Below are 19,811 nucleotides of genomic sequence, written 5' to 3' on the forward strand. Positions count from 1 at the left end.
GCAGTTTTCGCCCGGACGTCGGTGGTCTACGGTGGGGTCGACCCCAGGAGGATGCATGACTGCCGACGACAAGGCCGACATGAAGGCCAAGTTCCGCGAGGCGTTGGAGAAGAAGAACGCCAAGCACCACGCCTCCGCCGCGGGCGCCGAGCACGACGGCAGCGAGAAGTCGCACGGCGCCAACGGCCCCACCGGAGCACGGGAGTTCCGCCGCAAGAGCGGCTGAGTCGGACCTGTAATCTCCACGGGTGGCCACCATCGATTTCGCAGACCAGGTCAAGGCGCTCGACCAGACCCTGACGTCGGTCGAGAAGGTCCTCGACCTGGACGCCATGCGCAAGGAGATCGCCGAGCTGCAGGAGCAGGTCGGCGCCCCGGACCTGTGGGACGACCAGGCCAACGCCCAGCGCGTCACCGGCCGGCTGTCGGTGCTGCAGGCGGAGGTCGACAAGGTCACGGGTCTGCGTCAGCGGCTCGACGACCTGGAGCTGCTGCACGAGATGGCGCTGGAGGAGGGCGACGACGCCTCCGTGGCCGATGCCGCCGCCGAGCTGGTGCGCGTGCACAAGTCGATCGAGGCGCTGGAGGTCCGCACGCTGCTGTCGGGCGAGTACGACATGCGCGACGCGCTGGTGTCGATCCGGTCCGGCGCCGGTGGCGTCGACGCGGCCGACTTCGCGCTGATGCTGCAGCGCATGTACATCCGCTGGGCCGAGCGGCACGGGTACACCGTCGAGATCTACGACGTGTCGTACGCCGAGGAGGCGGGCCTGAAGTCCACGACGTTCGCGGTCAAGGCCCCGTACGCCTACGGCACCCTGTCGGTCGAGTCCGGCACCCACCGGCTCGTGCGCATCTCGCCGTTCGACAACCAGGGTCGCCGCCAGACGTCGTTCGCGGCGATCGAGGTCGTGCCGGTGCTGGAGCAGACCGACGAGATCGACGTGCCCGACGAGGAGATCCGGGTCGACGTCTACCGCTCCAGCGGTCCGGGCGGTCAGAGCGTCAACACGACCGACTCGGCCGTGCGTCTGACCCACATCCCCACCGGCACGGTGGTCAGCTGCCAGAACGAGAAGAGCCAGCTGCAGAACAAGGCCAGCGCCATGGTGATCCTCAAGGCCAAGCTGCTCGCCCTGAAGAAGGCCGAGGAGCGCGCGCACCTCGACGAGCTGCGCGGCGACGTGCAGGCGTCGTGGGGCGACCAGATGCGCAACTACGTGCTCAACCCGTACCAGATGGTCAAGGACCTGCGGACCGAGCACGAGAGCGGCAACACCCAGGGCGTGCTCGACGGCGAGATCGACGACTTCATCGAGGCCGGCATCCGCTGGCGTCGCGAGCAGGGCGTCGAGAACGTCTGACCCGATGAGTGAGCCGCACCCCGCCGACCGCCACGACCTGATCCGCGTGCAGGGCGCGCGCGAGAACAATCTCAAGGACGTCAGTGTCGTCCTTCCCAAACGCCGCCTCACCGTGTTCACCGGTGTCTCCGGCTCCGGCAAGAGCTCGTTGGTGTTCGCGACGATCGCCGCCGAGTCGCAGCGCATGATCAACGAGACCTACAGCGCCTTCCTGCAGGGCTTCATGCCCTCGATGGCGCGGCCCGACGTCGACCTGCTCGACGGGCTCACCACGGCGATCATCGTCGACCAGGAGCGGATGGGGTCGGATCCGCGCTCCACGGTCGGCACCGCCACCGACGTCAACGCGATGCTGCGCCGGCTCTACAGCCGACTCGGGGAACCGCACATCGGCGGACCGCAGGCGTTCAGCTTCAACGTCGCCTCGGTCAGCGGCGCCGGCGCGGTGACCACGTCCAAGGGCGGTCGTGAGGTCAAGGAACGCGCCGAGTTCACCGTCACCGGTGGCATGTGCCTGCGGTGCGAGGGGCGCGGTGCGGTCCACGACTTCGACCTGTCGGCCCTGTACGACGACACCAGGTCGATCAACGAGGGCGCGCTGACCATCCCGGGCTGGAGCATGGACGGCTGGCAGGGGCGGATCCTGCGCGGGGTCGGACTGTTCGACTGCGACAAGCCGATCAAGGACTTCACCGCCAAGGAGCTCGACGGTCTGCTGCACGCCGAGGCCACCAAGATCAAGGTCGAGGGCATCAACCTGACCTATCTGGGCATCATCCCGCAGATCCGGAAGTCCTTCCTGTCCAAGGACGTCGAGGCGATGCAACCGCACATCCGCGCCTTCGTCGAGCGGGCGGTCACGTTCACCACGTGTCCGGACTGCGACGGCACCCGGCTCAGTGCCGAGGCCCGGTCCTCGAAGATCGCCGGCATGAGCATCGCCGACCTGTGCTCCCTGCAGATCACCGACCTCGCGGCCTGGATCGCCGAGCTCGACGAGCCGTCGGTCGCTCCGCTGCTCACCGCGTTGGCCCGGACGATCGACTCGTTCGTCGAGATCGGCCTGGGCTACCTGTCGCTCGACCGGCCGTCGGGCACGCTGTCCGGTGGCGAGGCGCAACGCACCAAGATGATCCGGCACCTCGGCTCGGCGCTCACCGACATCACCTACGTCTTCGACGAGCCCACGATCGGCCTGCACCCGCACGACATCGCCCGCATGAACGCCCTGCTGCTGCAGCTGCGCGACAAGGGCAACACCGTCCTGGTCGTCGAGCACAAGCCCGAGGCCATCGCGATCGCCGACCACGTGGTCGATCTCGGGCCGCGTGCCGGCACGGCCGGCGGCGAGATCGTGTTCGAGGGCACGGTCGAGGAGCTGCGGGCCAGCGACACCCTCACGGGGCGCCACCTCGACGACCGGGTGTCCGTCAAGGAGTCGGTCCGCGCTCCGACCGGTGCCCTGCAGATCCGGGGCGCGTCGTCGCACAACCTGCGCGACGTCGACGTCGACATCCCCCTCGGGGTGCTCACGGTCGTCACCGGGGTGGCCGGATCCGGCAAGAGCTCACTGATCCACGGGTCGCTGGTCGGCCGCGACGGGGTCGTGGCGATCGACCAGGGCGCGATCAAGGGGTCGCGTCGCAGCAACCCCGGCACCTACACCGGCCTGCTCGAGCCCGTCCGCAAGGCCTTCGCGAAGGCCGGAGGCGTCAAGCCCGCGCTGTTCAGCGCGAACTCCGAGGGCGCGTGCGACACCTGCAAGGGGGCCGGTGTCATCTACTCCGACCTGGGCATCATGGCCGGCGTCCCGACCACCTGTGAGGACTGCGAGGGCAGACGGTTCCGACCCGCCGTGCTCGAGCACACCCTGGGGGGCAGGAACATCAGCGAGGTCCTGTCGATGCCGCTCGCCGACGCCGCGGAGTTCTTCGGCCCCGGGGAGGCCAGCGTCCCGGCGGCCCACCGAATCCTGCTGCGCCTGGTCGACGTCGGTCTCGGCTACGTGGGACTGGGCCAACCACTCACGACCCTCTCCGGCGGCGAACGGCAACGACTCAAGCTCGCGACCCACCTGGGGACGGAGGGCGGTGTCTACATCCTCGACGAACCCACCACCGGTCTGCACCTGGCCGATGTCGCGCACCTGCTGGGTCTGCTCGACCGGCTGGTCGAGTCCGGCACGTCGGTCGTCGTCATCGAGCACCACCAGGCCGTCATGGCCCACGCCGACTGGATCATCGATCTCGGCCCGGGGGCCGGCCACGACGGTGGACGCGTCGTGTTCGAGGGCACCCCCGCCGACCTGGTCGCGGCCCGGTCGACCATCACCGGCGAGCACCTTGCCGATTACGTGGGGGCCGATTACGTGGGCCGCTGATCCTCGGCGTCGGCGCCCCGCTGACGCATCCGGGCCAGGCCCGGCACCTTGGCGAGCATCTCGCCCAGTCCCTGCACGGTGTCCAGCAGGTCGTGGATGTCCGGTCCGACGGTGCCCAGGTTCTCCAGGATCGGAACGATGTCGGTCTCCAGCCTGGCCACGAGCATCGGCAGGTGGTCGATCAGGTCCACCAGCGCCGTGACCTCGTCGGGGTGGGTCGTCTCGGCCAGCCGGTCGAGGGTGGGCTGCAACCGCTGCAGGGACGGTGCGAACGAGTCCAGCAGCTCCTCGGCCCGTCGTAGCGTCGGCTCGGCACTGCCCACGGTGCCCGCGGTCCGGACGATCACGGCGTCCGCCGCCTGCCGGGTCTGCTCGATCCGGTCGACGAGCTCGTCGACCCGGCGCAGCAGCTGCTCGGTGGCGGTGAGCAGGTGCAGCGCGCGGGGGACCACCGACGCCACCTCCGCTGCGAGGGGGGCCATCCGGCGGGGATCGGGCAGGTGCAGGTGCATCGCCCCACGGTAGTCCCGGCGGGCGAGCCTGCAGGGTCTCGTGGGGTCACCTGCCTAGACTCGGGCGGGTGATCCGCTTCGACCACGTCTCCAAGACGTACACCGGCCAGAAGCGTCCTGCCCTCGACGCGCTCGACCTCGAGATCGCCAAGGGGGAGTTCGTCTTCCTCGTCGGTGCCTCCGGCTCCGGCAAGTCGACCTTCCTGCGCATGATCCTGCGCGAGGAGCGGCCGTCCACCGGCCGCGTCTTCGTCGCCGGCAAGGAGATCAACAAGCTCTCGAACTGGAAGGTGCCCAAGCTGCGCCGCCAGGTCGGCACGGTGTTCCAGGACTTCCGGCTGCTGCCCAACCGCACGGTCAACGAGAACGTGGCGTTCGCGCTGCAGGTCATCGGCAAGCCGCGCGCCGAGATCGACAAGCTCGTGCCCGAGACCCTCGAGCTGGTGGGGCTGGAGGGCAAGGGCGACCGGCTCCCCGGCGAGCTCTCCGGCGGTGAGCAGCAGCGCGTGGCCGTCGCCCGCGCGTTCGTCAACCGGCCCATGATCCTCATCGCCGACGAGCCCACCGGCAACCTCGACCCGGCCACGAGCATCGGCATCATGAAGCTGCTCGACCGCATCAACCGCACCGACACCACCGTCGTGATGGCCACCCACGACTCCTCGATCGTCGACCAGATGCGCAAGCGGGTCATCGAGCTCGACGACGGTCGCGTCGTGCGCGACGAGGCGCAGGGCATCTACGGCTACCAGAACTGAGGTGCCATGAACTCCACTCTGAAGGAACTCGGCGCGAGCCTGTCGCGCAACAAGTCGATGACCATCTCGTTGGTCGTCACGATGAGCGTGTCCCTGGTGCTCGCGGCCCTCGGGCTGCTGATCCAGGCGCAGGCCGACCGCACGGAGCAGTTCTTCGGCGACCGGCTGCAGCTGCAGGTCAACCTGTGCACCCAGAACTCGCCGGCCGCCACCTGCCTGGGCGGGGCCGCGACCGACGCCCAGCGCGAGGCCGTCCAGGCCGCGCTCGACGACAACCCCGAGGTGCGGTCCTTCGAGATCCGGACCCCGGCCGAGAACTTCGAGAAGGCCCGTGAGGTCTTCGGCCAGTCCGAGACCGGCCAGCGCCAGCTCGAGACGCTCGGTCCTGACTCGTTCCCCGAGTCCTACTTCGTCACCCTGGTCGACCCGCAGGAGTTCGACGGGGTGGTCAGCCAGGTCTCCGGCCTCGACGGCGTCGGCAGCGTCAACTCCCTGCGGGAGCTGCTCGGACCGCTGTTCGAGATCCTCGACAAGATGCGGTACGCCGCGCTGGGTGCGTCGTTGCTGCTGATCCTCGCCGCCGTGCTGCAGGTGTCGAACACGATCCGGATGACCGCGCACGCACGCCGTCGCGAGATCAGCATCATGCGGTACGTCGGGGCGTCGAGCTGGCACATCCAGCTGCCGTTCGTGCTCGAGTCGCTGCTGGCGGCGCTCATCTCCGCGGCCCTGGCCTCGGCCGGTCTCGTGGCCTTCATGGTGTTCGTCGTGTACGGCTACCTGCGCTCGACGCTCGGGCAGATCACCACCTGGGTCGGCTGGTCGGAGGCGATCACGGTGATGGCGTACACGACGGGTCTGGCCCTCCTCCTGGCGCTCGTGCCGACCCTGGTGATGACCCGCAAGTACCTCGACGTCTGAGGTCGATCGGGCGCGAGGGGTGGTCTGGACCCTCAAGGTGAACTAGAGTCTCCTGAGTCACACCTGTCACAGGCGTCCCACGCCTGGGCGACAAGTCCACAGTCCATCGACGCTCCCGCCCCCGGGCGGATCTTCCCCGAAGTCGAGACCCATGACCTCTTCCCTGCGCAACACGATCACCGCTGCGGTGCTGACCCTCGCCCTGGTGGCCGCCGCCAACCCGGTGTCGGCCAGCTCGCGGGACGACCTCGAGCAGCGTCGCAACGGTCTGAACGGACAGCTCGGTGAGGCCCAGCGCTCGTTCGACGAGTCGTCGAAGGCGTTCGCCGACGCGACCGCCGTGCTGCAGGCCTCGCAGGCCCAGCTCGCCGCCGCCCAGACCCGGCTCGGCGAGGTCCGTGGACAGCTGGCCGCCTCGCGCGCCCGTGACGCCGAGATGCAGGCCGAGCTGGCGCGCAGCGAGGAGGCCCTGCGGGTCGCCGAGGAGGCGCTGAAGGTCGCCGAGTCCGAGCTGGCGACGTCGGCCTCGGAGGTCGAGGCCTTCGCGGTGGAGAACCTGCAGGACGGCGACCCCGGCCTGCGGGCCTTCGGCGACCTGCTGCGCGGCGAGGACCCCTCGGTCTTCTCCGAGAAGATGGCGATCAAGGACTCGATCGGTGACGCTCAGGTCGCGCTGATGCAGCGGCTCGCCGCCACGCGGGTGATCCTCGACCTCAACCGCGAGAAGGTGCAGGAGCTGCGCGACCAGGTGCAGGTGGCTCGCGACGAGGCCGCTGCCAACCTGGCGGCGATGCAGGCGCTCGAGGCCGAGGCCGCCGCGCAGGAGGCCGAGATCAACGGTCTGGTGCAGGTCAACGCCACGAACCAGCAGGACGCCGAGCGCATCCGTGCCGACGATGCCGCCCAGGTGGCGGCGCTGGAGGCCGAGCGGGCCCGCACCGAGGCGGCGATCGCCGCGATCGTGGCCGAGGAGCTGCGCAAGGAGCGCGAGCGTCAGGCCGCGGCCGCCGCTGCGGCCGCCGCCGCAGCCGCCGGCGGCAACCCGGCCCCACCGCCGCCCCCTGCCAACAACAGCGCCCTGTCGCGTCCGGTGTCGGGCTCGGTGACCTCGTCCTACGGCATGCGGACCCACCCCATCACCGGGGTGTACAAGCTGCACGACGGCACCGACTTCCGCGGTGCGTGCGGCACGCCGATCATCGCGGCCGCCGACGGCACCGTCATCCAGCAGTTCTACAACGCGGCCTACGGCAACCGGGTCATCATCAACCACGGCATCATCCGGGGCCAGAGCGTCGTCACGACCTACAACCACCTGTCGCGGTTCGCGGTCAGCGCCGGCAGCCGGGTGTCCCGCGGCCAGGTGATCGGCTACGTCGGCAGCACCGGGTACTCCACCGGCTGCCACCTGCACTTCATGGTGCTGGCCAACGGCAGCACCACCAACCCGATGAACTGGCTGTAGGGGTTCGCCCGCACGACGCCACGGCCGTCGTGTCCGCCCGGATGAGAGACTGGGGCCATGTCCAAGGAGACCGGTCGGCAGCTCGTCGCGCAGAACCGCAAGGCGCGCCACGACTACCACATCGAGGACACCTTCGAGGCCGGCCTCGTGCTCACCGGCACGGAGGTCAAGAGCCTGCGTGCGGGTCGGGCGTCGCTGGTCGACGGCTTCGGCGAGATCGACCGCGGTGAGGCCTGGCTGCTGCAGGTGCACATCCCGCACTACAGCCAGGGCACGTGGACGAACCACGAGACCCGCCGGCGTCGCAAGCTGCTGCTGAACCGGGTCGAGATCGACAAGATCGAGCGCCGCACGTCCGAGAAGGGGCTGACGATCATCCCGCTCAGCCTGTACTTCAAGGACGGGCGGGCCAAGGTCGAGATCGCGCTGGCCCGGGGCAAGAAGGAGTACGACAAGCGGCACGCGATCGCCGAGCGCACCGCTCGCAACGAGGCGACCCGTGAGCTGGGTCGTCGCATGAAGGGTCTGTAGTGCTCGACGAGGACCTCCCGGCCCTGGCGGAGCGGCTGGGGATCCCGGGGCTGTTCGACGTGCACGTGCACTTCATGCATCCCCGGGTGCTGGCCAAGGTCTGGGCCTACTTCGACTCGGCCGGGCCGCTGCTGGGACGGCCGTGGCCGATCACCTACCGGTGGTCCGACGACGAGCGGGTCGCCCATCTGCGGGCGATGGGCGTGCGCCGCTACTCGGCGTTGTCCTACGCGCACAAGCCCGGGGTGGCCGGGTTCATGAACGAGTGGAGCAACGAGTTCGCCGCCGCCCATCCCGAGAGCCTGTGGTCGGCGACGTTCTACCCCGAGCCGGGGGTCGACGCCTACGTCGACGCGGCGATCTCCGACGGCGTCGAGGTGTTCAAGGCGCACGTGCAGGTGGGGGACTTCCCCGCCAACCACCCGTTGCTCGAGCCGGTCTGGGCGAGCCTCGCCGCGTCCGGGACGCCGATCGTGCTGCACGCGGGGTCGGGGCCGGCCCCCGGGACGTACACCGGCGTGGAGGGCGTCGCCGACGTGCTGACCCGGCACCCGGACCTGCCGGTCGTCGTCGCGCACATGGGGATGCCGGAGATCCCGGAGTTCCTCGATCTCGCCGAGCGGTACGAGCAGGTGCGGCTGGACACCACGATGGTGTTCGTCGACTTCTTCGGCGAGCCGTTCGACCCGGTCCTCCTGCCGCGGGTCGAGGCGCTGCGCGACAAGATCCTGTTCGGGACCGACTTCCCGAACATCCCGTACGCCTACGCGCACCAGGTGGAGTCCCTCGTCCGGCTCGAGCTGGGCGACGAGTGGTTGCGGCGGGTCCTGTGGCACAACGCGGCCGAGCTCTTCGGCGAGCACCGCGGTACCTGATCACCTAGCGTCGAGGCCATGGCGAGGGTGATCTTCGGCGACCAGCTGGGCCCGCACTTCGACGACGGCGGTGACCTCCTGCTGGTCGACGCCACCGCGTCGTGGCGCGACCGTCCGATCCACCGGCAGAAGGCGCACCTGCTGCTGACGGCGCTGCGTCGTCGCGCCGCCGAGCTGGGCGAACGGGCCGCCATCGTCACGGCGGCCGACCTGCCGCGCCTGCTGACCGACCGCGACGACATCGAGGTCGTCGCGCCGACCTCGTGGGCCGAGCGTGACCTGGTGGGGGAGCACGGAGCCACGGTGCTGCCCAGTCGGGGCTTCGTCACCGACGAGGCAACGTTCGCCGCCTGGGCCGACGGCCGCGACGCCTCCCGGCTGGTGATGGAGCACTTCTACCGCGACGTCCGGACCCGGGAGCGGATCCTCATGAACGGCCCCGACGACCCCGAGGGTGGCCGGTGGAACTACGACCACGACAACCGCGAGCCGCCACCTCGGGGCCAGGCCACCCTGGGCCTGCCGGCGTCGTGGGCCCCGACCGAGGACGACGTCGACGAGGCGGTGCGCCGCGACCTCGACGCGATGGAGGCCGAGGGGGTGCAGTTCCTGGGTCGCGACGGTCCCCGGTGGTTCGCCGCCACCCGGGACGAGGCCCTGGCTGCGCTCGACGACTTCGTCCGGCACCGCCTCCCGGCCTTCGGCCCGCACGAGGACGCGATGCTGGCCGCTGATCCGGTCATGGCGCACTCCCGCCTGAGCGTGCCGCTGAACCTGGGTCTCCTCGATCCGCGGGAGGTGGTGGCCGCCGCGCTCGCCGCCTTCGACGCCGGCGACGCCCCGCTGGCCGGCGTCGAGGGTTTCGTGCGGCAGGTCGTCGGCTGGCGGGACTGGGTCTGGCACCTGTACTGGTACCTGGGTCGCGACTACGCCACCTCGCACGACCACCTCGGTGCGGGCGAGCCGTTGCCCTCGGCCTGGTGGGCGCTGGACGGTGACGGGGTGGAGTCGGCGTGCCTCTCCCACGTGCTGCGCCGGGTGGGCGACACCGGCTGGGCCCACCACATCGAACGGCTCATGGTCCTGGGCAACTTCTCGCTGCAGCGCGGGCACGACCCGGTCGAGCTGAACCGGTGGTTCACCGACGCCTTCGTCGACGGAACCCCCTGGGTCATGCCGGCCAACGTGATCGGCATGAGCCAGCACGCCGACGGTGGCCTCGTGGCCACCAAGCCCTACGCCGCAGGTGGCGCCTACGTGAACCGGATGAGCGACCACTGCGGCGGTTGCACGTTCGATCCCAGGAAGCGGCTCGGTGACGACGCCTGCCCGTACACCGCGGGCTACTGGGCGTTCCTGCACCGGGTCGAGCCATTCATCCGCGGCAACCACCGGATGGCGCAGCCGCTGGCCGGGATGCGGCGGCTCGCCGACATCGACGCGGTGGTGGAGGCCGAGGTGCAGCGCGAGCGCTGGTGACAGGTCGACCCGGAGCGGGGCGGCGGGCGGCGCGTCGGCGATGATGGGGGCGGCATCCACCCTTCGCCTGAGGAGACGCATGAGCAAGACCAACGCCGGGAACTTCTTCGAGGACTTCACGGTCGGGCAGGTCATCGAGCACGCCACCCCGCGGACCGTGACCGAGGGGGACCGGGCGCTGTACGGAGCGCTGTACCCGTCACGCTTCGCGCTCTCGTCGTCGGCGGAGTTCGCTGCCGCGGTGGGGCTGTCGCCGGCGCCGGTCGACGAGCTGATCGCCTTCCACATCGCGTTCGGCAAGACCGTGCCCGACATCTCGCTCAACGCGGTCGCCAACCTCGGTTACGCCGAGTGCCGGTTCCACCGCCCGGTCACCACCGGTGACACGATCCGCACCCGCTCGGAGGTCATCGGGCTCAAGCAGAACTCCAACGGCCGCACGGGCGTGGTGCACGTGCGTTCGACCGCGACCAACCAGCGGGACGATGTCGTCATCGACTGGGTCCGATGGGTCATGGTCAACAAGCGCGATGCCGGGTCGCCGGCGCCCGAGACGGTGGTTCCCGAGCTCAGTGCCGTGGTCGCTCCCGAGGACCTGGTGATCCCCGAGGGTCTGGACTTCAGCGCCTACGACCACGTGGCCGCGGGCGAGCCGCACCGGGCCGGTGACTACACCGTGGGCGAGAAGATCGACCACGTCGACGGCGTCACCCTGACCGACGCCGAGCACATGCTGGCGACCCGGCTGTGGCAGAACACCGCGAAGGTGCACTTCAACACCGAGGCCCGGCCGGACGGCAACCGGCTGGTCTACGGGGGGCACATCATCTCGCTGGCGCGCGCGTTGTCGTTCAACGGGCTGGCCAACGCCCAGCTGGTCGCGGCGATCAACGGTGGGTCGCACGCGGCCCCCGCGTTCGCCGGTGACACGGTGTACGCGTGGTCGGAGGTGCTCGACGTCGCGGACACCGCGGCGCCCGGGGTCGGAGCTCTGCGGCTGCGCCTGGTCGCCACGAAGGGTCGCGACGAGGCGATGGTGCTGCGCGGCGACGACGGCAAGTATGCGGCCGGGGTGCTGCTCGACCTGGACGTCTGGGTCCTCGTCCCGCGCTGATGGCCCCGCTGAGGTCCCAGCTGTGGATGGTCCGCCACGGTGAGACGGAGTGGAGCCGTGACGGCCGGCACACCTCCACCACGGATCTGCCGTTGACGACCGAGGGAGAGCGTCAGGCCGCCGCGGTGGTGCCGTTGCTCGCCGGCGTGGAGTTCGCGCAGGTGCTCACCAGCCCCCGCGGCCGGGCCCGACGCACCGCCGAGATCGCCGGGTACGGCGGCGCGACGGTCGACGACGACCTGTCGGAGTGGCGCTACGGCGCCTACGAGGGCATCACGACCGCGGTGATCCGCGAGACCGATCCGACCTGGACGGTGTGGGAGGGGCCCACCCCCGGTGGCGAGTCGCCGGCCGAGGTCGAGGCCCGGCTGGACCGTGTGGTGCGACGGGTGCGGGCCGCGGACGGACCGACCCTGGTGTTCGCGCACGGCCATTCGTTGCGGGTCCTGGCGGCCCGATGGCTGGGCCTGCCGGCTGCTCACGGTCGTCACCTGTTCCTCGACACGGCCACGGTCAGCACCCTCGGAGACGACCGGGGCACCCCGGTCGTCGCCACCTGGAACGTGGCCGTCGGTCGGTAGCCTGACGTCGTGACCATCGACCTGCACACGCACTCCAACCGCTCGGACGGCACCGACTCGCCGACCGAGCTGGTCGAGCACGCAGCGGCCGCGGGGCTGTCGGTCGTGGCGCTGACCGACCACGACTCCACCGCCGGGTGGGACGAGGCGCAGGCCGCCGCGGATCGTGCGGGCATCCGCCTGGTGCCGGGCATCGAGGTGTCGTGCCGGCTCGAGCACCAGAGCATCCACCTGCTGGGCTACGCCTTCGACCCGCACGACGAGGCGTTGCTGGCCGAGCTGGACCGCGTGCTCGCTGGACGCGACGGCCGCCTGCCCGGCATCATCGGCCGGTTGAACGATCTGGGCATCGAGATCACGCAGGCGGACGTGGCCGCGGTGTCGGGCCACGCCATGGCATCGGGCCGCCCGCACGTGGCCGACGCGCTGGTCGAGCGAGGCGTGGTCGCCGACCGCAGTGAGGCGTTCGAGAGGTTCCTCAAGCCCGGGCGTCCGGCGTACGTCGACCGGTACGCCGCGCCGCTGGCGACCGCGATCGAGCTGATCGTCGCCGCCGGCGGAACGACCGTCCTGGCCCACCCGTGGTCGCGCGGCAGCGACCGGGTGCTGACCGCCGACGCCATCGCGGGGTTGGTGCCGCACGGCCTGGCCGGCATCGAGGTCGATCACAACGACCATGACCCCGCCGCGCGCGAGGCGCTGCGGACGATCGCCACCGACCTCGACCTCGTCGTCACCGGGTCGAGCGACTACCACGGCACCGGCAAGTCCGCGGCGTTCCACCTGGGGTGCAACACGACCGCCCCGGAGCAGCTCGAGCGACTCCTGGGCTGACGGGCTCTGGCCGGCACTTCGCGGGGTCACGCGACTCGCTGGTCGGTGTACCGGGTGTGTCTGCGTGGCCTGCGTCGTGGGTCGACGGCCGGTGGAGGGATGTACTCGGGAATCCCGTCGGTGAATCTGATCTGCCAGCCGTCGGCGTGCAGGATGCGGTGGTGGGCGGGGCAGATCAGGACCCCGTCCCGCAGGTTGGTGTCGCCGCCGTGGGCCCATTGCTCGTTCGCGTGGTGCGCCACGCACTCCGTCGCCGCTACGCGCCCATTGCGACGGCTCCATTCCCGGTGGCCTGTCACAGCCGGGGAAGCTGCAGCCCTTGTCGCGGTGCTCCAACGCTCTGCGCTGGTGGGTGGTGAAGAGTCGCTTGTCGCGTCCCTGGTCCAGCGGGAGAGACGTGCCGTCGAAGACGGTGGGAAGCAAGCGGTGCTCGCACGCCATCCGCCGGGCTTCGCCGGCGCTGATGCGAGTGCCGGTGGACAACGTGGCGGCGCGGAGCTTGCCCAACAACGTGTCGTGGTCGAGATTGATCGTCAGGATCGGTCCGACCGCGTTCTTGGTCGGGAGCTTGGTGGTGTCGAGGGATTCGATGAGGGTGCAGAACGCCCGCCCACGGATCTGCCCGATGGACGGCCGCTCGTCCAACGTCGCCTCGGCCGGATCTTGATGCTGCGGGGCCGCGAGTGCTTCGACGGCGGTGCGGAGCATGTCGGCCTGGGCCTCGGGGATGGTGAATCCGCACTTGACGACACCGTCGACGGCGCCGGACATCCAGAACTCGGTCTTGGCCCACGCCCGCTTCTCGCGGGCGGCGAGGATCTGGTCCTCGGTCGCGTCCACGACGTCGGGTTCGGCCCAGGTGTCACTGATCCGGTCAATCCTGCGCTCCAACGTCTTCAGATCCATCCGGGGCGCCTCGTCGAGCAGCTTGGCCTCCGCGGCAGCCCGATGCTGTTCGGGGATCTTCGGCAGGGCGCCGGCGATCAGAGCGGCCTGCTTCTCGCTGATCCGCCCCGCCGCGAGTGCGTCCTGTGTCGACCGGGCCTTCCCCACGACCTCGGCACGCTTGACCGATGCGTCCGCGGTACGGCGGTCGCCACCGAACTGGTTCGCGATCAACGCGCCCGTCGACGTGGACCCGGCCGCCCTCGCGGCACGGGAGGTCTGCATCGCCCGGGTGACCGCGAACTCGTGCGCCGTCAGGCGGGCCTTCAACCGCGCAATCGATGCTGCGGCGGAAGTCTGCTCGGCCGGCGCGAGACCCGCCCACGCCTCGGTCGACACGGTGTCCAGCGCCTGGTGCAGCTGCGCAAGCAGCTGGTCGGGAGCAGAACCGGTGTCGAACATGTGTTCCATGGTAGTCGATCCGACCGACGGAGCACAACCCCTGCATCCAACTATTTCACTGCGATTCCAGTGCTTTTGTCCTCGTGCGCGGCTGTCGCTGCCAGTCTGCCACCATCCTCGGACACACCTCAGCGGGAGCGCAGGAACGGCAGCCACGCGTCCACGAGTCCCCGGGGGTTCTCGACCGCGGGGGAGTGGTCGGCGCCGTCGATCACCCGGACCGTCGTCCCCAGGCGTGACGCCATCGCGTCCTGCACCGGGTGTGGCCAGGCGTCGTCGCCCGCACCCCGTCCCACCCAGACCGGCACGCCGGTCGCGGCGACCTCGGCCGTGCAGTCCGGCGCGTCGACGAGGTGCTGGGTGAAGGCCCGCAGTCCGTCGGCGGAGTTGGAGGTGAACCGTCGGCGCAGGAACTCCGCGATCTCCGGCGGACGGTCCACGCCCGCGATCTGCTCGCGCAGCGTGTGGATCGTGTCGAGCGGGACCGTCGTCAACGACCGGATCAGGGGCGCGAAGAACCGAGCCGCCTCCTCGCCGAGGGCCCCGGGTCCGCTGCAGAGCAGGCTGACCGACGCCCACGCGCCGGGATGGTCGACCACGGCCCGCTGCGCGACGAGTCCGCCGAAGGAGTGCCCCAGCAGGTGGGGACGGCCCCCGAGGTCACCGGCCACGGCCAGGGCGTCGGCGGCCAGCGCTGCCAGCGTGTAGTCGTCGCCGGGTCCACCGGGGGACTCGAACTGCCCGCGCTGGTCGTAGGCGGTGACACCGAACCCGGCAGCGGACAACAGGGGCAGGACGGGCGTGAAGTCCTCCTTGCTGCCGGTCCAGCCGGGCACGAGGACGATCTGCGCGACCGGGTCGGGCGGGCACGAGCGGTGGGCGGCGAACGCACCGCGGGCGGTGTGGACCGTGACGGCGTCGACGCCGTCCGGCAGCGTCACGCTGGTGGGCGTGCTCATGCGGCCGTCACCGGCTCAGCGACCACGCTTGGCGATCTTCGCCACGAGCCCGGCGGGCAGGTGGCGCGACAACGCCGTCAGGAGCTTGTAGCGCAGCGACGGGACCGAGATCGGTCGGCCGCGCTCGAGGTCCTCCAGCGCCGTCGCGACGACCTTGTCGGCGTTGAGCCACATCCAGCGGGGGACGGTCGAGATGTCGGCGCCCATCCGCTGGTGGAACTCGGTGCGCACGAACCCCGGACACAGTGCCATCACCGAGATGCCGGCATCGGCGTAGTGCAGGTGGGCCCACTGCGAGAGGTTGACGAGCCACGCCTTGTGGGCCGAGTAGGCGCCGCGCGGGGTGAAGGCCGCCACGCTGGCGACGTTGACGACCTGGCCGTGGCCCCGGCCCGACATCGCCTTGATGGCGGCGTCCATGAGGTGCATCGGTGCGCGGACCAGCAGGTCCAGCTGACGGTCCTCGTCGGCGATGTCGGTGGAGCCGAACCACCCGGCCAGGGAGGCGCCCGCGTTGTTGACCAGCAGGTCGACCGGGCGGGTGCTGTCGGTGACCGCGTTGACGACCCGCGCGAGTCCGTCCGGGTCCGTGAGGTCCGCCGTCAGGACCTCGACCTCGACGCCGTTCGTGGCTCGCAGGTCGGCGGCCAGCTGCTCGAGACGGGCGGTGTCGCGCGCCACGACGACGAGGTCGTGACCCCGTTCGGCCAGGGCTCGGGCGAAGGCGTTGCCGATGCCGGCGGTGGCTCCCGTGATCAGTGCGCGTCCTGCCATGGCGCAAGCATGCCAAAGGTCGGTGGCCCCCCGGCATGCGGTCACCGCCGGGGTGACGGGGCGACCGTCGGGCGGGTGGCACAATGGCGCGCGTGACGACAACGATCAGCGTGGTGAACCAGAAGGGTGGCGTCGGCAAGACGACCACCGTGGCCTCCCTCGGCGCGGCGCTGGTCGAGCGTGGCCAGCGGGTCCTGCTGGTCGACCTCGATCCCCAGGGCGGCCTGACCTTCTCGCTGGGCATCGACCCCGAGGACGTCGACGTCACGGTCGGTGACGTGCTGCTCGGCACCAACAAGGCCGACGACGCGATCGTCGTGACCGAGGACGGCATGCACCTGCTGCCGTCGAACATCACGGTCACGCAGGCCGAGGAGGGACTCGTCACGCGCACGGGCCGCGAACAGCGGCTCCGGGTCGCGCTCGACAAGGTCGCGGCCGAGTACGACTGGATCCTCATCGACTGCCCGCCGACCCTCGGCGTGCTCACCGTGGGAGCCCTCTCGGCCTCGCAGCAGGTCCTCATCCCCCTGCAGGCCGAGACGCTGTCGCACCGCGGGGTGGGTCAGCTGCTCGACACGATCCACGACGTCAAGCAGTTCATCAACTCCGGCCTGGAGGTCCTCGGAGTGCTCCCGACGATGTACGACGGCCGCACCCGCCACGCGCAGGCCGTGCTCGAGGCGATCGAGTCCACCTACGGGCTCACCGTCCTGCAGCCGCCGATCCCCAAGTCGATCCGGTTCGCCGAGGCACCGGCCATCGGTCGGACGATCCTGGGCACCAGCAAGACCCACAAGGGCGCCGAGGCGTACCGCGCGGTGGCCGCCGGACTGCTCGACTGAACCCCGTCCCCGACCGCGCGGGCGGGGCTAGCATGGGCCCGTGACCGTGCACCGCAGTCGGGGCCGCCACGCCGCACCACGACGTGCGGCGGTGCTGCATCGCGCCACCGGTCTCGTCGCGGCGGTCGGGCTGCTCGCCGTCGGTGTCGCCGCGGTGACCGTCGAGGCGCCCACGGCTCCGACCCCCGCCCCGGTGACGGCGGCGCCCGGTGCGTCGACCGCGCTGCTCGACGCCATCGACGAGCTCGCGCAGGACACCGTCGGCCTGACCGCCCCGCCCCGCAGGGTCGTCCTGGTCCCCGAGCCTCCCGTGGTGCCCGAGCCTGCCGTGGTGCCGGCTCCGGTGGTCACGGACCCTCTCGTGCTGCCGCCGGACTCCGGAGAGGGACGCCGGGTCGTCTTCTCCGAGGGCCTGCAGCGGGTGTGGCTGGTCGACGAGACCGGCTCGGTCACCCGCACCTACCTCGTGTCGGGCAGCCGGTTCGACAACCTCGACCCCGGGACCTACGCCGTGCAGTCGCGGACGCGACATGCCGTGGCCTACGACTACAGCGGCACGATGGAGTACTTCGTGCGGTTCACGTCGGGTGAGAACGCCCCGATCGGGTTCCACAACATCCCGTCCTACAACGACGGCACTCCGGAGCAGACCGTGGAGCAGCTGGGCACGCCCCTGTCGGCCGGGTGCATCCGTCAGGCCGACGAGGATGCCGTCGCGATGTGGGAGTTCGGGCAGGTCGGCACCACGGTGGTCGTCACCGCCTGACGCCGACCGGCCGGGTCACTCGGTCTTGGCCACCGGTGCGCCGCCGCGGGAGCGGCTGCGACTGCGGTTGCGCCGGCGCGGGGTGCCACCGGAGCCGTCGCCGGACGATCCCTGTGCGGAGTCGTTGCCGGAGCGGGGGCCACGGCCGCCGCCACCACCGGCGGGACGTCCGCCGGAGGAGCCGCGACCGCCACCGCCGGAGGATCCCCGGCCACCGTCGGTCTTGGGCTCCTTGGGCGACGGCGGCTTCAGTCGACCCTTCACGTCACGGGAGATGCCCAGGTCGTGGAACAGGTGGTCCGACGACGAGTACGTCTCCTGCGGCTCGGCGAACGGCAGACCCAGCGCGGTGTTGATCATCTTCCACCGGTGCAGGTCGGCCCAGTCGACGAACGTGACCGCGATGCCTGACGCACCGGCGCGACCGGTGCGCCCGATGCGGTGCACGTAGGTCTTGTCGTCCTCGGGGCAGTTGTAGTTGATGACGTGCGAGATGTTCGCGACGTCGATGCCGCGGGCGGCGACGTCGGTGGCGACCAGCGTGTTGATCTTGCCGTCACGGAACCGCTGCAGCGCCTTCTCGCGGGCGGTCTGGGCCATGTCGCCGTGCAACGGCGAGGCCGGGAAGCCGCGGTCGACCAGCTCGTCGGCGACCCGCTGGGCGGTGCGCTTGGTGCGGGTGAAGATGATGACCCGCGCCACGTCGTCGGCCTGCAGGATGCGGGACACGATCTCGGGCTTGTCCATGTCGTGGGCCTGCCACACGAACTGCGCCGTGGCGGGGACCATCTGGGTGTCCTCGGACGACTCGGCCCGGATGTTCATGGGGTGCCGCATGTGCTTGCGGGCCAGGCCCACGATGGCGCCGGGCATGGTCGCCGAGAACAGCATCGTCTGACGCAGCTCCGGGGTCTTGGCGAGGATGGCCTCGACGTCGGGCAGGAAGCCCAGGTCGAGCATCTCGTCGGCCTCGTCGAGCACCATCGACTTGACGTGGGACAGGTCGAGCGCGCGGCGGTTGGCCAGGTCGAGGATGCGCCCGGGCGTGCCGATCACGATGTCGACGCCGGACTCCAGGGCGTCCAGCTGGCCCTCGTAGGGCACGCCGCCGTAGATCGTCAGGTTGCGGGTGCCGCGCAGCTTCGACGCCATCGCGACGTCGCCGGCGACCTGGATCGCGAGCTCGCGGGTCGGGGCGATGATCAGCGCCTGAGGCTTGCCGGGCGCGGCCAGCTCGCCGTACTCGGGGTCGTGCGGGGCGACGGTGCGCTGGATGACCGGGATCGCGAACGCGAGGGTCTTGCCCGTGCCGGTGCGCGCCTGCCCGATGAGGTCGGTACCCATGAGGGCGACCGACAGGGTCATCTCCTGGATGGGAAAGGGGGTCTCGATGCCGTGGCCCGTCAGGGCATCGGCGATCTCGGGCATGACGCCCAGATCTCTGAACGTGGTCAGGGTCTTCTCGAATTCTTGAGACTTCGTGTGGATTCCCGGGCAGTCTACCGTCCGCCGTCCGCGATCCGGACGCTACGCTGCGGAACCATGAGCAACCCCGCGCTGGAGGACCCCACCTACCGCACCGGCGTCATCGAGCTGCTCGGTCTGCTGGCCGCCGGCGAGATCGGTGCCTGGATGCGACTGGCCGAGGACGCCGCGATGGCTCCCGACCTGCGCACGACCACCGAGATCGGCGCGATGGCCACGTCGGAGTTCGGGCACTTCGCGCAGCTGCGTGACCACCTGGTGGCCCTGGGCGAGGACCCGTACGCCCGGATGGAGCCCTTCCGGTCGACCTTCGACGCCTTCCACGTCAAGACCCGGCCGTCGGACTGGCTCGAGGGTCTGGTCAAGGCGTTCGTGTTCGACGGGCTGGCGGCCGACTTCTACCGCGAGATCGCCGCGTTCCTCGACGCCGAGACGCGCGAGCTGGTGCTCGACACGATGAGCGGCACCGGCTCGTCGGAGTTCGTCGTCGACGCGGTGCGCGGGGCCATCGAGGCCGACCCCCGCGTGGGCGGACGGCTCGCGCTGTGGGGCCGGCGGCTGATGGGCGAGGCGCTCAGCCAGGCCCAGATGGTCGTGGCCGAGCGCGACGACCTCAGCGCCCTGCTGGTCGGCGGGGTCGACTCGCCGGGCATGGACCTCGCGGCGATCGGGCGGATGTTCACCCGCCTCACCGAGGCGCACGCCGAGCGCATGGCCAAGCTCGGCCTCGCGTCCTGACCTGACTGACGGGGGCGTCCTGGCACAGGAAACTGTCACCTGACCCCTGTTGCAACCGGGGTCAGGTGACAGTTTCCCAGGAT

At 70.7% G+C, this 19,811-nt stretch carries 19 protein-coding genes and 1 pseudogene; 15 read left to right on the forward strand and 5 right to left on the reverse strand.

Annotated elements, in window-relative coordinates; all coding sequences use genetic code 11:
- Nucleotides 1-55 precede the first annotated feature (55 nt).
- Genes HMPREF0063_RS16730 through HMPREF0063_RS02680 form a run of 3 tightly spaced genes read left to right on the forward strand, consistent with a single transcriptional unit; the run spans nt 56 to nt 3,744 of the window.
- Nucleotides 56-226, forward strand: a complete 171-nt coding sequence (locus tag HMPREF0063_RS16730) for a DUF5302 domain-containing protein (protein WP_007077108.1) — start codon at nt 56-58, stop codon at nt 224-226.
- Between the two features lie 22 nt (nt 227-248).
- Complete coding sequence (gene prfB, locus HMPREF0063_RS02675) at nt 249-1,364, forward strand: peptide chain release factor 2 (RefSeq protein WP_007077109.1); 1,116 nt, start codon at nt 249-251, stop codon at nt 1,362-1,364.
- A 4-nt stretch (nt 1,365-1,368) separates the two neighbouring features.
- Nucleotides 1,369-3,744 (forward strand): ATP-binding cassette domain-containing protein, encoded by a 2,376-nt coding sequence (locus tag HMPREF0063_RS02680; protein ID WP_007077110.1) that lies wholly within the window; start codon nt 1,369-1,371, stop codon nt 3,742-3,744.
- Here HMPREF0063_RS02680 and HMPREF0063_RS02685 read toward each other — a convergent pair.
- Nucleotides 3,729-4,256 carry a hypothetical protein gene (locus tag HMPREF0063_RS02685; protein ID WP_007077111.1) on the reverse strand — a complete coding sequence of 176 codons (528 nt, stop codon included), beginning with the start codon at nt 4,254-4,256 and terminating at the stop codon, nt 3,729-3,731. The genes HMPREF0063_RS02680 and HMPREF0063_RS02685 overlap by 16 nt on opposite strands.
- Nucleotides 4,257-4,324: 68 nt before the next feature.
- On the opposite strand from HMPREF0063_RS02685, the gene ftsE reads away from it, so the two are divergent.
- The 9 genes from ftsE to HMPREF0063_RS02730 all read left to right on the forward strand — a co-directional run bounded on the left by ftsE (nt 4,325) and on the right by HMPREF0063_RS02730 (nt 12,814).
- Nucleotides 4,325-5,014 (forward strand): cell division ATP-binding protein FtsE, encoded by a 690-nt coding sequence (gene ftsE, locus HMPREF0063_RS02690; protein WP_007077112.1) that lies wholly within the window; start codon nt 4,325-4,327, stop codon nt 5,012-5,014.
- Between the two features lie 6 nt (nt 5,015-5,020).
- Nucleotides 5,021-5,935, forward strand: coding sequence for a permease-like cell division protein FtsX (ftsX, locus tag HMPREF0063_RS02695; protein ID WP_007077113.1), 915 nt, complete (start codon nt 5,021-5,023; stop codon nt 5,933-5,935).
- Nucleotides 5,936-6,086: 151 nt separating this feature from the next.
- Nucleotides 6,087-7,400: a M23 family metallopeptidase gene (locus tag HMPREF0063_RS15600; protein WP_007077114.1), complete on the forward strand. Its 1,314-nt coding sequence runs from the start codon at nt 6,087-6,089 to the stop codon at nt 7,398-7,400.
- A 57-nt stretch (nt 7,401-7,457) separates the two neighbouring features.
- Entirely contained in the window at nt 7,458-7,931 is a 474-nt protein-coding gene (gene smpB, locus HMPREF0063_RS02705) for an SsrA-binding protein SmpB (protein WP_007077115.1), read from the forward strand.
- Nucleotides 7,931-8,806 (forward strand): amidohydrolase family protein, encoded by an 876-nt coding sequence (locus HMPREF0063_RS02710; RefSeq protein WP_007077116.1) that lies wholly within the window; start codon nt 7,931-7,933, stop codon nt 8,804-8,806. The genes smpB and HMPREF0063_RS02710 overlap by 1 nt, the downstream gene beginning before the upstream one ends.
- 18 nt (nt 8,807-8,824) lie before the next feature.
- Nucleotides 8,825-10,285 carry a cryptochrome/photolyase family protein gene (locus HMPREF0063_RS02715; RefSeq protein WP_007077117.1) on the forward strand — a complete coding sequence of 487 codons (1,461 nt, stop codon included), beginning with the start codon at nt 8,825-8,827 and terminating at the stop codon, nt 10,283-10,285.
- Between the two features lie 79 nt (nt 10,286-10,364).
- Nucleotides 10,365-11,399, forward strand: coding sequence for a MaoC family dehydratase (locus tag HMPREF0063_RS02720; protein WP_040320050.1), 1,035 nt, complete (start codon nt 10,365-10,367; stop codon nt 11,397-11,399).
- Between the two features lie 26 nt (nt 11,400-11,425).
- The gene (locus HMPREF0063_RS02725) at nt 11,426-11,980 is read left to right on the forward strand and encodes a histidine phosphatase family protein (protein WP_342610514.1); all 555 of its coding nucleotides are present in this window, start codon (nt 11,426-11,428) and stop codon (nt 11,978-11,980) included.
- A 9-nt stretch (nt 11,981-11,989) separates the two neighbouring features.
- Complete coding sequence (locus HMPREF0063_RS02730) at nt 11,990-12,814, forward strand: PHP domain-containing protein (protein WP_007077120.1); 825 nt, start codon at nt 11,990-11,992, stop codon at nt 12,812-12,814.
- 26 nt (nt 12,815-12,840) lie between these two features.
- Here HMPREF0063_RS02730 and HMPREF0063_RS02735 read toward each other — a convergent pair whose 3' ends face one another.
- The 3 genes from HMPREF0063_RS02735 to HMPREF0063_RS02750 form a co-directional block, all read right to left on the reverse strand.
- Complete coding sequence (locus HMPREF0063_RS02735; protein ID WP_007077121.1) at nt 12,841-13,056, reverse strand: hypothetical protein; 216 nt, start codon at nt 13,054-13,056, stop codon at nt 12,841-12,843.
- Nucleotides 13,057-14,289: 1,233 nt separating this feature from the next.
- Complete coding sequence (locus tag HMPREF0063_RS02745) at nt 14,290-15,120, reverse strand: alpha/beta fold hydrolase (RefSeq protein WP_007077123.1); 831 nt, start codon at nt 15,118-15,120, stop codon at nt 14,290-14,292.
- A gap of 15 nt (nt 15,121-15,135) precedes the next feature.
- On the reverse strand, nt 15,136-15,894 hold the full coding sequence (locus HMPREF0063_RS02750; RefSeq protein WP_007077124.1) for an SDR family NAD(P)-dependent oxidoreductase: 759 nt from the start codon (nt 15,892-15,894) through the stop codon (nt 15,136-15,138).
- 83 nt (nt 15,895-15,977) lie between these two features.
- Between HMPREF0063_RS02750 and HMPREF0063_RS02755 the strand changes: the two genes are divergently transcribed.
- Together HMPREF0063_RS02755 and HMPREF0063_RS15605 are read left to right on the forward strand one after the other, a co-directional pair.
- Nucleotides 15,978-16,739, forward strand: a complete 762-nt coding sequence (locus HMPREF0063_RS02755) for a ParA family protein (protein WP_007077125.1) — start codon at nt 15,978-15,980, stop codon at nt 16,737-16,739.
- A 40-nt stretch (nt 16,740-16,779) separates the two neighbouring features.
- Nucleotides 16,780-17,505: a L,D-transpeptidase gene (locus HMPREF0063_RS15605; RefSeq protein WP_050760891.1), complete on the forward strand. Its 726-nt coding sequence runs from the start codon at nt 16,780-16,782 to the stop codon at nt 17,503-17,505.
- Nucleotides 17,506-17,745: 240 nt separating this feature from the next.
- On the opposite strand, the pseudogene HMPREF0063_RS02765 reads toward HMPREF0063_RS15605, so the two are convergent.
- Nucleotides 17,746-18,870, reverse strand: a pseudogene (locus tag HMPREF0063_RS02765) (DEAD/DEAH box helicase); the annotation flags it as partial.
- A gap of 177 nt (nt 18,871-19,047) precedes the next feature.
- Between HMPREF0063_RS02765 and HMPREF0063_RS02770 the strand changes: the two are divergent.
- Nucleotides 19,048-19,728, forward strand: a complete 681-nt coding sequence (locus HMPREF0063_RS02770; protein ID WP_007077128.1) for a ferritin-like fold-containing protein — start codon at nt 19,048-19,050, stop codon at nt 19,726-19,728.
- Nucleotides 19,729-19,811 lie beyond the last annotated feature (83 nt).

It is taken from the genome of Aeromicrobium marinum DSM 15272 (assembly GCF_000160775.2).
GTDB classification, from domain to species: Bacteria; Actinomycetota; Actinomycetes; order Propionibacteriales; family Nocardioidaceae; genus Aeromicrobium; species Aeromicrobium marinum.